This window comes from Arthrobacter sp. NQ7, assembly GCF_029581595.2.
In the GTDB taxonomy this organism is placed as follows: domain Bacteria; phylum Actinomycetota; class Actinomycetes; order Actinomycetales; family Micrococcaceae; genus Arthrobacter; species Arthrobacter phenanthrenivorans_B.
The window spans coordinates 460,059-472,590 of the sequence record NZ_JARFXU020000001.1 but is presented as its reverse complement, the minus strand read 5'-3'; the positions used below and the strand labels follow the sequence as shown (position 1 = coordinate 472,590).

15 protein-coding genes are annotated in these 12,532 nt (G+C 67.0%); 6 read left to right on the top strand and 9 right to left on the bottom strand.

Features of this window, described 5'->3' with window-relative positions; genetic code table 11:
• The first annotated feature begins 80 nt into the window (after window positions 1-80).
• From PUN71_RS02240 to asd, 4 genes are all read left to right on the top strand, one after another.
• Window positions 81-572, top strand: a complete 492-nt coding sequence (locus PUN71_RS02240; RefSeq protein ID WP_277797214.1) for a hypothetical protein — start codon at window positions 81-83, stop codon at window positions 570-572.
• A 43-nt stretch (window positions 573-615) separates the two neighbouring features.
• Window positions 616-1,032 (top strand): hypothetical protein, encoded by a 417-nt coding sequence (locus PUN71_RS02235; RefSeq protein ID WP_277797213.1) that lies wholly within the window; start codon window positions 616-618, stop codon window positions 1,030-1,032.
• Window positions 1,019-1,420, top strand: coding sequence for a hypothetical protein (locus tag PUN71_RS02230; protein WP_277797212.1), 402 nt, complete (start codon window positions 1,019-1,021; stop codon window positions 1,418-1,420). The genes PUN71_RS02235 and PUN71_RS02230 overlap by 14 nt, the downstream gene beginning before the upstream one ends.
• 96 nt (window positions 1,421-1,516) lie before the next feature.
• A complete protein-coding gene (asd, locus tag PUN71_RS02225) occupies window positions 1,517-2,647 on the top strand; it encodes an aspartate-semialdehyde dehydrogenase (protein WP_277797211.1) in 1,131 nt (376 codons plus the stop codon).
• Window positions 2,648-2,704: 57 nt separating this feature from the next.
• Here asd and PUN71_RS02220 read toward each other — a convergent pair whose 3' ends face one another.
• From PUN71_RS02220 to PUN71_RS02195, 6 genes are all read right to left on the bottom strand, one after another.
• Entirely contained in the window at window positions 2,705-3,682 is a 978-nt protein-coding gene (locus tag PUN71_RS02220) for a hypothetical protein (protein ID WP_277797210.1), read from the bottom strand.
• Window positions 3,683-3,833: 151 nt separating this feature from the next.
• Entirely contained in the window at window positions 3,834-4,937 is a 1,104-nt protein-coding gene (locus tag PUN71_RS02215) for a winged helix DNA-binding domain-containing protein (RefSeq protein WP_277797209.1), read from the bottom strand.
• Between the two features lie 37 nt (window positions 4,938-4,974).
• Window positions 4,975-6,042 (bottom strand): UDP-N-acetylmuramate dehydrogenase, encoded by a 1,068-nt coding sequence (locus tag PUN71_RS02210; protein WP_277797208.1) that lies wholly within the window; start codon window positions 6,040-6,042, stop codon window positions 4,975-4,977.
• Between the two features lie 51 nt (window positions 6,043-6,093).
• On the bottom strand, window positions 6,094-7,368 hold the full coding sequence (locus tag PUN71_RS02205; RefSeq protein ID WP_277797207.1) for an MFS transporter: 1,275 nt from the start codon (window positions 7,366-7,368) through the stop codon (window positions 6,094-6,096).
• 10 nt (window positions 7,369-7,378) lie between these two features.
• Window positions 7,379-7,816, bottom strand: coding sequence for a MaoC family dehydratase (locus tag PUN71_RS02200; protein ID WP_277797206.1), 438 nt, complete (start codon window positions 7,814-7,816; stop codon window positions 7,379-7,381).
• Between the two features lie 2 nt (window positions 7,817-7,818).
• Window positions 7,819-8,280, bottom strand: coding sequence for an FAS1-like dehydratase domain-containing protein (locus PUN71_RS02195; protein WP_277797205.1), 462 nt, complete (start codon window positions 8,278-8,280; stop codon window positions 7,819-7,821).
• A 95-nt stretch (window positions 8,281-8,375) separates the two neighbouring features.
• On the opposite strand from PUN71_RS02195, the gene PUN71_RS02190 reads away from it, so the two are divergent.
• The gene (locus tag PUN71_RS02190; RefSeq protein ID WP_277797204.1) at window positions 8,376-8,756 is read left to right on the top strand and encodes an ArsR/SmtB family transcription factor; all 381 of its coding nucleotides are present in this window, start codon (window positions 8,376-8,378) and stop codon (window positions 8,754-8,756) included.
• Complete coding sequence (locus PUN71_RS02185) at window positions 8,753-10,438, top strand: SulP family inorganic anion transporter (protein ID WP_277797203.1); 1,686 nt, start codon at window positions 8,753-8,755, stop codon at window positions 10,436-10,438. The genes PUN71_RS02190 and PUN71_RS02185 overlap by 4 nt, the downstream gene beginning before the upstream one ends.
• Here PUN71_RS02185 and PUN71_RS02180 read toward each other — a convergent pair.
• The 3 genes from PUN71_RS02180 to PUN71_RS02170 are packed head-to-tail and all read right to left on the bottom strand — an operon-like array spanning window position 10,428 to window position 12,506.
• Window positions 10,428-10,652, bottom strand: a complete 225-nt coding sequence (locus tag PUN71_RS02180; RefSeq protein WP_277797202.1) for a DUF3188 domain-containing protein — start codon at window positions 10,650-10,652, stop codon at window positions 10,428-10,430. The genes PUN71_RS02185 and PUN71_RS02180 overlap by 11 nt on opposite strands.
• Window positions 10,653-10,673: 21 nt before the next feature.
• A complete protein-coding gene (locus PUN71_RS02175; RefSeq protein ID WP_277797201.1) occupies window positions 10,674-11,615 on the bottom strand; it encodes a DUF2797 domain-containing protein in 942 nt (313 codons plus the stop codon).
• Window positions 11,616-11,642: 27 nt separating this feature from the next.
• On the bottom strand, window positions 11,643-12,506 hold the full coding sequence (locus tag PUN71_RS02170) for an HpcH/HpaI aldolase/citrate lyase family protein (RefSeq protein ID WP_277797200.1): 864 nt from the start codon (window positions 12,504-12,506) through the stop codon (window positions 11,643-11,645).
• Window positions 12,507-12,532 lie beyond the last annotated feature (26 nt).

Below are 12,532 nucleotides of genomic sequence, written 5' to 3'. Positions count from 1 at the left end.
TGGTCCTGCCACTGTGCCTCTAAGCGAGGATGGCCCTCACCGGTGCCTTGTTTCATTTCGATCCGGATTGCCCCTGACCGATGACTAGAACAGACAAAAAGAGGGTTAACTCCCTGCGCCCCTACTACTACGGGTACGGCAAGGACGACGTCATCAAGGCCTATACCCCTGAGGAGTGGGGTTTGGGCGGGTCCTCGGCCTACAGCTCCAACAATCCCACCCACAGCCTGGTGGTCCTGACCCTGATTGAAGTGCTGTTAACAGTCCCTGCGATCCTTGCCCCCATTCGGATGATTATCGGGGTCATCTATTTGAACATCGGAGCGTTTCTGCTGTGCCTCGTCTGCACGGTCCTCTTCACGGGCGGCTGGTTTTACACGCTGGGCTTGATTCGCGATGAAATTCAGGCACGTAAGCTCCGGCGGGCACGGGGACTTCCTAAGCCTTTGTACCAAGCCACAGATGATCAGGCGCGGAAATGGTTCGAGGAACGCCCCGGAACGTTGAAAATCACGCGGGAGAACTTCCCTAACAGCCGCCAGCCCTTCCCGGGCGAGCTCCCAACAACTTAAATGCTGTGCAAGGAACGGCCCGCACCGGAACCAGGAGCAGGACATGTCAACGAATGAACCCCACGACAAACATGAGGTGGCAGCCGGAGGAAATGAGAAGCGGATCCTCCACCCCACCGTGACGGGTGAACTGCACAGCTACTCACGGGAGGAACTCGGCATAGTCACAGCTAGTTCGCATGCACAGGTACGGTCCGCCGTGGGCTTTCTCATAATGGCGGTCTTTCTTGCTGCCGTGGCAGTCTTCTCCGTTTTCCTGGTTGCCGGACCGGCCACCAGGGGCGGAGACCCGATGTGGAGTGCGCTGTTCTTAACAGCAGCCGGAGTTGGCGGTGCCGTGTACGCCTTTCGCATGGCGAAGGTGGCCTCGAGGGCCAAGAGGCTCCGGGAGGAAAGGGGAATCCCGGAACCCAGCGCCCGCCAGTTTGATTGGGGCCAGGACCGGCATGGCCAGGCGTAGCCGGGACGTTCCCCAGGAACCTGGCTACGTTCCCTACCAGCCGCCGGAAGACCGAGTGCTGCACCGCCTGGGAGAGAACGGTGAGGTCATCGCGTACACGGAGGAAGAGTACGGAGTCCGGAAGGACGACGGTTTGGGCGTTATAAAACCCGTCAACTCCTCCGGGGGTTTATTGTTCCTTGCCATCCTGCTGACGGCATGCATGGGGGGACTGGTCTATTTCGTCGTCCAAATCATCATCCAAAATGCATGGGACATTGCTGGCCGGACTTGGTGGGTCTTTCCCGCCTGCATTTTTCCATTCACCGTGGCCTGGGCCAGCTACTTCAAGGAGCGCAAAGCAGAAAAGCTGCGCAGAGCCAGGGGCCTCCCGCGGCCCGTCGAATAGCGCCTTTGGTGCGGGCCGCCGTCGTATCTTTCTAAGCCGTCCACGGCGTGACGTAACCGACTGCGCCCTTCCGGATGCGAAGTCTAAACTGGACCAATGACTACAGCAGCTACCCCTTCCGTCGGCCTGGTCGGATGGCGCGGCATGGTCGGTTCCGTCCTCATGCAGCGCATGCAGGACGAGGGCGACTTCGCCAACATCAACCCGGTGTTCTTCTCCACCTCCAACGCGGGAGGTGCCGCGCCGTCGTTCGCTGACGGCGCCGGCACGCTCGAGAACGCGTTCGACCTCGACACCCTGGCCAAGCTGCCCATTATCGTCACCGCCCAGGGCGGCGACTACACCAAACAGGTCCACGGCGAGCTGCGCGGCCGCGGCTGGGACGGCCTCTGGATCGACGCCGCCTCCACCCTGCGCATGAACGACGACTCGATCATCGTGCTGGACCCCATCAACCGCGATGTCATCGACAAGGGCCTGGTCAACGGCACCAAGGACTTCATCGGCGGCAACTGCACCGTCTCCTGCATGCTCATGGGCCTCGGCGGCCTGTTCAAGAACGGCCTGGTCGAGTGGGGCACCTCCATGACCTACCAGGCGGCCTCCGGCGGCGGCGCCCGGCACATGCGCGAGCTGCTCAGCCAGTTCGGCACGCTCAACGCCGAGGTCAGCACGGAACTGGACGACCCGGCGTCGGCCATCCTGGACATCGACCGCAAGGTCCTGGCCCACCAGCGCACCGACATCGACGCCACCCAGTTCGGCGTGCCCCTGGCCGGCTCCCTGATCCCGTGGATCGACGCGGACCTGGGCAACGGGCAGTCCAAGGAAGAGTGGAAGGCCGGGGTGGAAACCAACAAGATCCTGGGCACTTCCGAGGAAAACCGGGTGATCATGGACGGCCTGTGTGTCCGCATCGGCGCCATGCGCTCCCACTCCCAGGCGCTGACTTTGAAGCTCCGCGAGGACCTGTCCGTGGCCGAGATCGAGAAGCTCCTGGACGAGGACAACCAGTGGGCCAAGGTGGTTCCCAACACCAAGGAAGCCTCGATGGCCGAGCTGACCCCGGTGGCTGCCTCCGGCACCCTGGACATCCCGGTGGGCCGCATCCGCAAGATGGAGATGGGCCCGGAGTACATCAGCGCGTTCACCGTAGGCGACCAGCTCCTCTGGGGCGCCGCCGAGCCGCTGCGCCGCATGCTCAACATCGCCACCGGCAACCTGTAGCTTCCAGCTGCCTCACGAGCGGCCCTCGCCCGCATAACCGTTGCTGCCTGGCAACGGTTATGCGGGCAAGGGCCGCTTTTGCGTTCCGGAATGGCGCGCCAGGAATGCGTACAGCCGTTGCCGCAGCTCTCCTGGCCGGTTCAGCTGCTGCCAATTGATCCGGAAGACTGCCCAACCCAGCTCCTGCAATGCGTTCTCCCGGCGCCGCTCCGCGAGCAGCACATCTGCCGCCGGCTTGTAGTCCGTGTACTTGGCGACGCCGTCGAACTCGATAATCACCCGGGCGTCGGGATCCGCGAAATCCGCCCGGAAAATGCCCTCGCGGGTGGTGATCCCAACCTGCGGTTCGAACATGCGCAGGCCAAGAGAATGCAGCATCAGCCTGGTCCGGGTCTCCCCCGGGGACTCGGACCGGGCATCCAGAACAGCCAGGAGATCCCAGGCCCGCCTGCCACCGCGGACCACTGGACTGTCGTTCAGCAGCTGCCGCATGGCCTCGATGGACGCACCCTTGCGCAGCGCGTGGTCACCGATCACAGCGGCCTTTTCCAAGGGCAGGATACGTGCACAGTCCAGCACGGTCCGCTCGGCACTGGTGGTAAGGACTTCCCGCCCGTCGGGCGTCCACAGTGAAGCCTTCTCAGCTTCCGCGAGCGGCAGCCTGTGAGTCCGGACGTCCCTTCCAGCGCTGGCCTTCGAGTTGGCGTACTGGGTTGTCACGTGCACGGCGGCACCGCCTTCCCAGACAAAAAGCCCCCGCAACAACGCCGCGCTCACGTGGCTGTACCGGGACCGGCCGTGGGTGGACTCGAAATGGGCCATCAGCCGGGCCTGGTCCCGGTCCCATTCTTTGAGCGCATGCCAGTTCCCGCTCCGAACGTAGGCTCCCCGCCGCAACCGAAGTACGGCACCGCTCTTCACGGCCGCCGTCAGCACACGGTCGTCCAGCCCGGCAGCCGACAACTGGTGGGTTGACGCAACCACTCGATCGGGCCATCGATCATCCACCAGGGCCCGCACAGCATTGGAGTTCATCCATCAAGGGTCGGCGCCGGACACCGGCAGCGGCAGCATCGGACCCCGCCATGTGGATGGCCACCACGATGAGCGGCCCGTGCCCGCAAAACCGTTGCTGCGCGCCACCGGTTATGCGGGGCTGGGCCGGTTATGTGGTACTGGAAGCCGCTCAGGCGGCCAGGAACGCCGTGTAGCGCCGGCCGGCCTTGGCCAGGGCGGCCTGCGCCGCAGGACCAAGGGGCCGGGCTTCGTCGAAGAGTTCGGGGACGACGGCGGCCCGCGGCCCGGTGCCCTTCAGCGCCCAGGTGCCAACCACCTTCCCCGCGGCAACCACCGTCTTCTTGAAGACACCGTTCCCGCCAGGCACGATCAGGTCGGAGTGCTCCGGCGCCAGGACGAGGCTGCGGTCCGTGTATCCCAGGACAAACTCATCAAAACCGGGCAGCAGGTGGACAGACCGCGCCCCGGGCACTCCGGACTCCAGGAGGACTGCCGCCTCCGGGGACAGCCAGTAGCTGGCACCCTGGAACTCCAGCTCCACCAACTCGTTCCTGACAACCTCCACGGCCCTGCGCACGTCGGTCAGCGGAAGCTGGGTCCACCAGGCGAAGTCGCGGAGGGTAGCCGGTCCGTGGCTCCGGACGTAGCGCAGCAGGAATTCCGCCATGGCTTCCTCCCGCTGCAGGACGCGCGAGGACGGGATCCACTCGTCGAACGCCGCGATCAGCTGCTGGTTTCCCGCGAGGGGCCCCAGGACCAGCCAGCCGTGCCGGCAGAGCGAGCCCAGGAGGTGGATGCCCCGCTGTCCCTGCGTAGGCTGCCCGCCATCATCGAACACCTTGAACAACGCAGGCCGGCTGAGGGGTCCATCGGCCAAAATGCGGTCCAGCGCCAGGTCACGGGCCTTCTCAACGTCTGTCCACGTGATCTCGAGCTGCCGGTGGCGCGCCGCAATGCTTTGGGTGAGCCGTTCGGCGGTCAGGTCCAGCATCCACCGCAGGTCCTCGGGGGCCACAAGATGCAGGGTTCCGCGCATCGGCCAGGACCGCACCACTGTGCCGGCATCAATGGCTGCCCGGACGTCGCTGATACCAGCCCCGGGCACGCGGGCGCCCACCGCCCACAGTGCAGCCTGCAGGTCCTGCGCCTGCAGGGCAGTCATCCACCGGACCAGCTCCGGCACTGAGGCGTCGCTGTCCCCCGCGAGCCGCTGGGAGGCCAGCCGGAGCCTGCCGATCATTCTGCCGTCGCGCAGGGAACCAGATGCAGCCATGCGCCCATCCTAGGCCGGGGCGCAGCGGCGCGGGCGGCTAGAGTTCGAGGCCGATGAGCAGCGGCTCCGGGTGGAGCCGGATGCCAAAGCGGTGTTCGACGCCGGCACGTACTTCCCGCGCGACAGCCACCATGTCGGCGGCGCTGGCGGAGCCGCGGTTGGTGATGGCCAGGGTGTGCTTGGTGGACAGCGACGCCCGGCCGCCGGCCACGCCATCGTCTTCCAGGCCGAAGCCCTTCCCGAAGCCGGCCTGGTCGATCAGCCACGCTGCCGAAAGTTTCACAAGCCCGTCCTGCCCGGCCGGGTAGCGTGGAGCGGATTCCGGCAACTTGTCCGCCACGTCGGCCGGCACGATCGGGTTGGTGAAGAAGGAGCCGGTGGAGTAAGTGTCCCGGTCAGCTGCGTCCCACACCATCCCCTTGGAAGCGCGCAGGCGGAGGACTTCCCGGCGGACATCGTTCGCGTAGGCGCGCTGGCCCACTTCCACATTGAGGGCCCGGGCCAGCTCGGCGTACCGGATCGCCGCGCTCATCCGCCCCAGCGGCAGCTGAAACTCGACGGTGAGGACCACGTACCGCGGCGAGCCGTTGACCGTGGTTTGCTTGAGGATGGAGTCCCGGTAGCCGAACTTCAGCTCGGAGTTGGTGAAGGTCTGCACGGCGTTCCGCTCACGGTCCCAGGTGCGGACGGCCGCGATGGTCTGGGAAACATCTGCCCCGTACGCACCCACGTTCTGGACAGGCGTGGCACCGGTCGACCCGGGAATGCCGGACAACGCCTCGATTCCCGACCAGGCGTGGCGTACCGCGTGCTCCACCAGCCTGTCCCAGTTGTGGCCGGCCTGCACCACCACGGCCACTCCCCCGCATGAGTCCTCGGCGTTGACCGTAAACCCCTCAGAAGCGATCCTGATGACGGTCCCGGGGAACCCGTCGTCGGACACCAGGAGGTTGGAGCCGCCGCTGACGATCAGGACCTGTTCCCCTGCGGCATCCGCCGAGCGGACCGCGTCGATGATCTCAGCCTCGGTACGGGCCTCGATGTACTTGCCGGCAGGGCCTCCGACGGCGGAGGTGGTCAGGGAGGAAAGAAGCGTGGAAGTCACCTGTCCACGTTACTTGAAAAGTTACTGCGGGGGCGCAGTACAACGCAGTAGCTAGGCCAGCTTCCGGGCCACCGGGGAGAGGACAAAGCTCATCGCGAGCATCACCATCACGGCCAGCAGCGAATGCAGGATGCCCACATGCTCGGCCAGCAGCCCCAGCAGCGGCGGCCCGCACAGAAATGCCGCATAACCGATGGTGGACACCACGGACACCCGGGCGGCAGCCATGGCGGGGTCGTCGGCGGCGGCGGACATGCCCACCGGGAAGCCCAGGGATGCTCCCAGGCCCCACAATGCGAGCCCCGCGTAGGCGAGCCACGGCACCGGCGCAAAGACGAAGATGCCCAGTCCCAGCACAGCCATGGCAGCGCACCAGCGCATCACGGGAACCCTGCCGAATCTGTCCAGCAACAAGGTTCCGGCGAACCGGCCGATGGTCATGAACGTGACGAAGAGGCCATAGCCGGCGGCACCGGCAGCATCGCTCTGCCCGTGGCCGTCGGCCAGGGCCAGCGCCACCCAGTCCCCTGCGGCGCCCTCGGCCAGGGCGAGGCCCAGCACCAGGACACCGAGCAGCAGGGTCCGGCGGTCCCGCCAGGCCTGGGCGATTTTCCGCTTGTTGTCCAGCGGCGCCTCCCCGGCGCCCGGGGCCGGGATCACCGGGATGGGCCCGGTACTGGGGTCCTCGAAGTTGTCCGGGGAATACGACCGTTCCCCCGGCAGCGGGGTGATGTCCGCGCGGAACCAGGATGCCGCCGTGGCCACCGATACGGACACGACGGCGCCCGCGGCGGCCAGGTGCCAGAACACCGGCATTGCGAGGGCTGCTGCAGCGGCACCGAGTCCCGCTCCGGCCACGGTTCCCAGGCTGAACGCCCCGTGCAGCCGGGGCATGATGTGCCGGCCGACGGCGCGTTCCACGGCCGCACCTTCCACATTCGACGCCGTGTTCCAGCTTCCCGTGCCGAGACCGATGATGGCCAGGCCAAGTGCGGTGGCCACCGGACTTGCCAGCACGGTTGTGCCAAAACCCGCCGTCAGCAGGCCTGCACCCACCATGATGCTGCCGGTCCGGATGGTGCGTTTGGATCCCAGCCGCAGCACGATGAGCCCGGAAGCGGAGACGGAGGCGAAGGAGCCCAGGGTCATGCACAGCAGGATGGCGCCGATGGTGCCCGGGCTGAGGTCCAGGGTGTCCCGGATGGCGGGCAGCCGGGACACCCAGGACGCGAAGGCCAGGCCGCTGGCGCCGTAGGCCACCACCACGGCGTTCCGCCAGTGCGTGACCTGCCCGGCCGTTGCGGTGGTTCCTGCAGGAGTGGTCAAAGGTTGCAGCTCAGGACAGCTTGACGAGGGCCTGGGCCTTCATCAGGACCTTCTGGCCCGCCGCCACCACGGTAAGGTCCACGCGGGCGGTGCCCGCATCGGCGTCGAGCTTTCCGATGGTGCCGCTGACCTCGATGGTGGCGCCGGGCCGCTCGGTGCCGGTGGTGTCCTCGACCAGGACGGGCTTGGTGAAGCGGGTCTGGAAATCGACGACGGCGGCGGGGTCGCCCGCCCAGTCGGTCACCAGCTGCACGGCGGAGCCCATGGTGAACATGCCGTGCGCGATGACGCCGGGCAGTTCCACGCTGGTAGCGAAGGCCTCGTTCCAGTGGATGGGGTTGAAGTCACCGGACGCCCCGGCGTACTTGACGAGGTCGGTGCGGGTGACCTCGATGGTGCGGCTGCCGATCTCCTGGCCGGCGCTGAGTTCGTTGAAGCTGGGGCTCATGGTTACTGTCCCTCTCCGCGGACCAGGATGGATGACGTGGTGGTGGCGACCGGCTCCCGGGAGTCCCCGCCGCTGAGGGCGAAGATTTCCGAGCGGGTGGTGATCATGGCGCCGCCGCCCATGGCCCGGACGCCGTCGACGTGCAGCTCGGCTACGAGGCGGTCACCGGCGACGATGGGCCGGTGGTGGGTGAAGCGCTGATCGGCGTGGACCACGCGGGAGAAGTCGATGCCTGCTTCCGGATCCTCGATGAGCTGGGCGTCGGCCCGCTGGGCGATGATGATCGCGAAGGTGGGAGGCGCCACCAGGTCGGGATGTCCCAGGCCCCTGGCTGCGTCGACATCGAAGTGTGCGGGGTGGGTGGCCTTCACGGCTCGGGCGAACTCGCGGATTTTTTCGCGGCCAACGTCATACACCTCTGCGGCAGGGTAGCTTCGGCCCTGCAGGTCCGGATTGATAGTCATGGCTTCCAGCCTATCGCCGGCCTTCGCGGAACAACGCGCGCAACCCACTGGTATGATGAATTCATCAATCCATCAATCCGGTTGGAGTTCCTCCCTTGCTGTCTTCCGCCCAAGCGCCGCTGTATGAGATCAAAGCCAATCTGTTCAAGGGCCTGGCGCATCCGGCACGGATCCGGATCCTTGAACTGCTGGCCGCAGCTCCGGGGGAAACCGCCGCCGTCAGTTACCTTTTGGCGGAGACGGGCCTTGAAGCCTCGCACCTCTCCCAGCACCTTGCCACGCTGCGCAGGCACAAGGTTGTGACCTCCGTTCGCACGGCCAACGCCGTGACCTACCAACTGGCGCACCCGGGGGTCTCGCAACTGCTCGCGATCGCACGGACCTTCCTCCTGGACAGTCTGTCGGAATCGAACGAACAGCTCCGGCTGGCCCAGCAGCTGCAGGCGGAGCATCTTTCCCGCGGGCCGGTGTCGTGATCGCCGGCTCCGTCCCGGCCACCGTCCAGGCCGCCAGGAGGTTTACCCGGTTCCTCCCGTCCCGGCAGGACTACGCCGGCCTCCGCGCCTCGTGGCGCACGGACCTGCTGGCGGGCATCACCGTGGGGATCGTCGCCCTGCCGCTTGCCCTCGCGTTTGGCGTCAGTTCCGGCGTGGGGGCCGAGGCGGGGCTCATCACCGCCATCGTGGCGGGACTGGCGGCAGCGCTCATGGGCGGGTCACCGGTGCAGGTTTCCGGTCCTACCGGTGCCATGGTGGTGGTCCTCGCGCCCGTGGTAGCAGTCCATGGCCCAGGCAGCGTGGCACTGCTCTCACTCATGGCAGGGCTGCTGGTGTGCCTCATGGGATTCAGCGGCCTGGGCAGGGCCGTGGCTTTCATCCCCTGGCCTGTGGTGGAGGGCTTCACCCTCGGAATTGCGGCCATCATCTTCCTCCAGCAGATTCCGCTCGCAACGGGCACATCCGGCGTCCCCGGGCACAACACCGTCGTCGCTGCCGTTGAAGCTGCCTCCGCCGCACAGGCTCCCACGGTCCTGCTGACGCTGGCGCTCGTGGTGCTGGTCGCCGTCGTCATGGTCCTGCTGCAAAAGCTCTTCCGGGCCCTTCCCGCCAGCCTGGTAGCGGTCCTCCTGGCCACGGCGTCGGCCGAACTCCTGCAGCTGGACGTCCCGCGGATCGGCCCGCTGCCGCATGCCCTTCCCGCTCCGGCCTTGCCCACCGTGGACCTGGCCTCTGTGGGCAGCCTTGCCATGCCCGCGGCAGCAATCGCCGTCCTTGCAGCCATCGAGTCGCTGCTCTCAGCCAGGGTGGCCGCGGGAATGGCCGGACCGGACGGCAGGCCCACCGGACCCTACAGCCCGGATCGTGAACTGACCGGCCAGGGCCTGGCATCCATCGCCGCCGGCCTGTTCGGCGGCATGCCCGCAACGGGTGCCATCGCCAGGACGGCCGTCAACGTCCGTTCCGGGGCACGAACGCGCCTTGCCGCGGCAGTCCATGCGGTTGTGTTGCTGGGCATTACCTACCTGGCGTCCGGAATGGTCAGCCGCATCCCGTTGGCGGCACTGGGTGGGGTCCTGATGGTCACGGCCGTAAGGATGGTTTCCCGGCGCACCGTCGCCGCCATCCTGCGCTCCACGCGGGCAGACGCCGCGGTCTTCGTCCTTACGGCGGTCATCACCGTTGCCTTCGACCTGATCGTTGCCATCCAGATCGGCCTTGCCGCGGCGGCGCTCTTCGCGCTGCGTAAATTCGCCTCGCTCAGCGGCGTACAACGGGAACCGGTCCCCGGACCATCAGCCGAAGGGGATGAGCACATCGCCGTCCTGCGGCTGGACGGCGCGATGTTCTTTGGCGCCGCCGAACGGATCCTGCAGGAAATCAGCCAGGTCAGGGATGTCCAGGTTGCGATCATCAGGCTCTCGCAACTGCGGATGCTTGATGCTACCGGCGCGCACGCGCTGGTAGAGGTTATCGCCGCACTGGAACTCCGCGGCATCACGGTCCTGCTCAAGGGCGTCCGGCCGGACCACCTGGCCCTGGTGACCAATGTGGGGGTGATCCGTTCCCTGCGCCACCACAAACACCTGTTCGAGCACCTTCCCGATGCCGTGGAGCACGCCCGCAGCCATGTCCTGCGGAACGCCGCAGCTAGCGCTTGAGGGTTTTCCGGATCGCTTGCCCGCGGACCACGAGGCCGACGACGTGCAGCACGAGGCCCAGTCCGATCAGGGGCAGCGAGGCCATGGCAAGTGTTTGGTTGCCGCCGGTGTTGCCGATGAGGTTGAGGATGATGCCGACGCCGATCAATCCCATCGCGCTGAACACCAGGACTTTGTAGCGGGTTGGCGCGGTGGCCCAGAATTCGTTCAGCACCGTCCCAGTCTACCGGGCAGGCTAGAACAGGGATTCCTGGACTGCCGGCACCTCCGAGGCGTAGTCCCCCAGCACTATGTTCCGGGCGGCCAGCCGCGACAGGTTGACCACGAACCCGGCATCCGTGCCGTCCAGCTGCGCCAACGCGTTCTGCCCGCTCAGGGCCGCAACAGCGAAGCCGTGGCGTCCCCGTTCCAGGGGATGCGGATACGCGTGCCGGGAGTCGCTTCCATACAGGCCATCGGCATGGGCGGGCCGGACCCACTGTTCCGCCACGGTGTCAAAGCCCTCCACCGCGGTGCGGGCCAGGAGTTCACGCACCTTGTCGGCGGCGCCGGCGTTGACGGCGGCCAGCTGCGCGGCCGGAAGCGGCCGCAGCAGGCCCTCGGCCTTTGCCGCGCTGCGAACCTGCTGCGTAAGGCCCGCCCCGGCCGTCACCAGGTCCTCGAGGATCCGCACCACCCGGCCGTCGTCAGCCCGGGCAACGTATTGCGCGGCGGCGGCCCCCTGCTCGGCGAGCCGGTTCCATTTCCGCGGCCCGGACGCCGTTCCCACCTTGGTGGCGCCGCCGGCGAACGTGGCCACGTACAGCCAGTGTTCCTGCATCAAGTACTCGCGCAGGCCCGGCGTGACCCGCCCGCCGCGGTGGAAGTCGTGCATCAGGCGGGCTTCGTCCAGCACAAAGCAGCGCTCACACTGCTTGCCCCGTTCCGCCGGGGCGGCCCGCGAGCAGAGAATATGGCTGCGGGAGCTGCCCGGCTGGACACGGACGTGGCCCAGGCAGAACCTGCCGGAGTGCACCACCTCAAAACCGAGCCGGACCCCTGCGGCCAGGCTGAGCTGCCGGAAGTCACCGTCCGGTGACTGCAGGCGCAGGACGGGAGCGCCGGCGTCATCCGCTGGTTTCGAAGCCTGCGGCCCATCCCAAAAGACCCCGTGGACCAGATAGCGGGCATCGGTCACGGGGTCTCCTGAAGTGATGGGTGGGCGCTACAGCGCGGGCTGCACCCCAAAGGCCACCGCGAGCTTCATGATCTTCTCGGCGCGGCCCAGGCGGGGCAGGTCGGAGCCGTCACGGATGACGCGGCCGTTGGCTTCGAAATCGTTCATGAAGTCGGTGGCCCAGGCGACATCGGACGGCGTGGGGCTGATGACCTCGTTGATGACCGGGGTCTGGTCGATGGCGAGGCAGAGCTTGCCGGTCATGCCCATCATCACCGTGATGCCGGTCTGCTCGCGCAGGATGGGGTGGTTGGTTCCGACCGTGGGGCCGTCAATGGGGCCCGGCAGGTTGCCCACGCGGCTGGCGACGACCAGCTTGGCGCGCGGGTAGGCCATGGCCTCCTGGGTGGCGGCCATGCCGGTATCGCGGCGGAAGTCACCGGAACCGAAGGCCAGGCGGAACGCGCCCTGGGCCTTGGCGATGTGGTTGGCTTCCTCGATGCCGACGGCGGATTCCACCAGCGGAATAACGGGGGTCTTGCCGTCCATGCGGTGGTAGCTTTCCGTGACCTGGTCCGCCGATTCGGTCTTGGCGAGCATGACGCCCAGCAGGCCGGGGGTGCCGCGGAGGCCGGCGAGGTCATCGGCCCAGAACGGGCTGGTGGCGTCGTTGATCCGGACCCAGGCCTTGCCGCCGGCGGTCAGCCAGTCGATGACGTTGTTCCGGGCCTGGTCCTTCTGCGACGGGTCTACGGCGTCTTCAATATCCAGGATGATCGAGTCGGCGCGCGAGACGGCCGACTGGTCGAAAAGCTCCGTCTTCATGGCATTGACCAGCAGCCAGGAGCGGGCGATCTCTGCGGGGATATTGCGTTCCGGCCTAACGGTTTCGGCGGCGATGGTAGACGTCATGCTTTCTACAGTATCCGGCCTGCAAG

Coding starts and splice junctions, on each gene's coding strand:
- PUN71_RS02230 (WP_277797212.1), top strand. CDS start 1,019: ATGGCCAGGCGTAGCCGGGACGTTCCCCAGGAACCTGGCTACGTTCCC.
- PUN71_RS02215 (WP_277797209.1), bottom strand. CDS start 4,937: ATGGCTGCATCTGGTTCCCTGCGCGACGGCAGAATGATCGGCAGGCTC.
- asd (WP_277797211.1), top strand. CDS start 1,517: ATGACTACAGCAGCTACCCCTTCCGTCGGCCTGGTCGGATGGCGCGGC.
- PUN71_RS02195 (WP_277797205.1), bottom strand. CDS start 8,280: ATGACTATCAATCCGGACCTGCAGGGCCGAAGCTACCCTGCCGCAGAG.
- PUN71_RS02220 (WP_277797210.1), bottom strand. CDS start 3,682: ATGAACTCCAATGCTGTGCGGGCCCTGGTGGATGATCGATGGCCCGAT.
- PUN71_RS02235 (WP_277797213.1), top strand. CDS start 616: ATGTCAACGAATGAACCCCACGACAAACATGAGGTGGCAGCCGGAGGA.
- PUN71_RS02200 (WP_277797206.1), bottom strand. CDS start 7,816: ATGAGCCCCAGCTTCAACGAACTCAGCGCCGGCCAGGAGATCGGCAGC.
- PUN71_RS02240 (WP_277797214.1), top strand. CDS start 81: ATGACTAGAACAGACAAAAAGAGGGTTAACTCCCTGCGCCCCTACTAC.
- PUN71_RS02170 (WP_277797200.1), bottom strand. CDS start 12,506: ATGACGTCTACCATCGCCGCCGAAACCGTTAGGCCGGAACGCAATATC.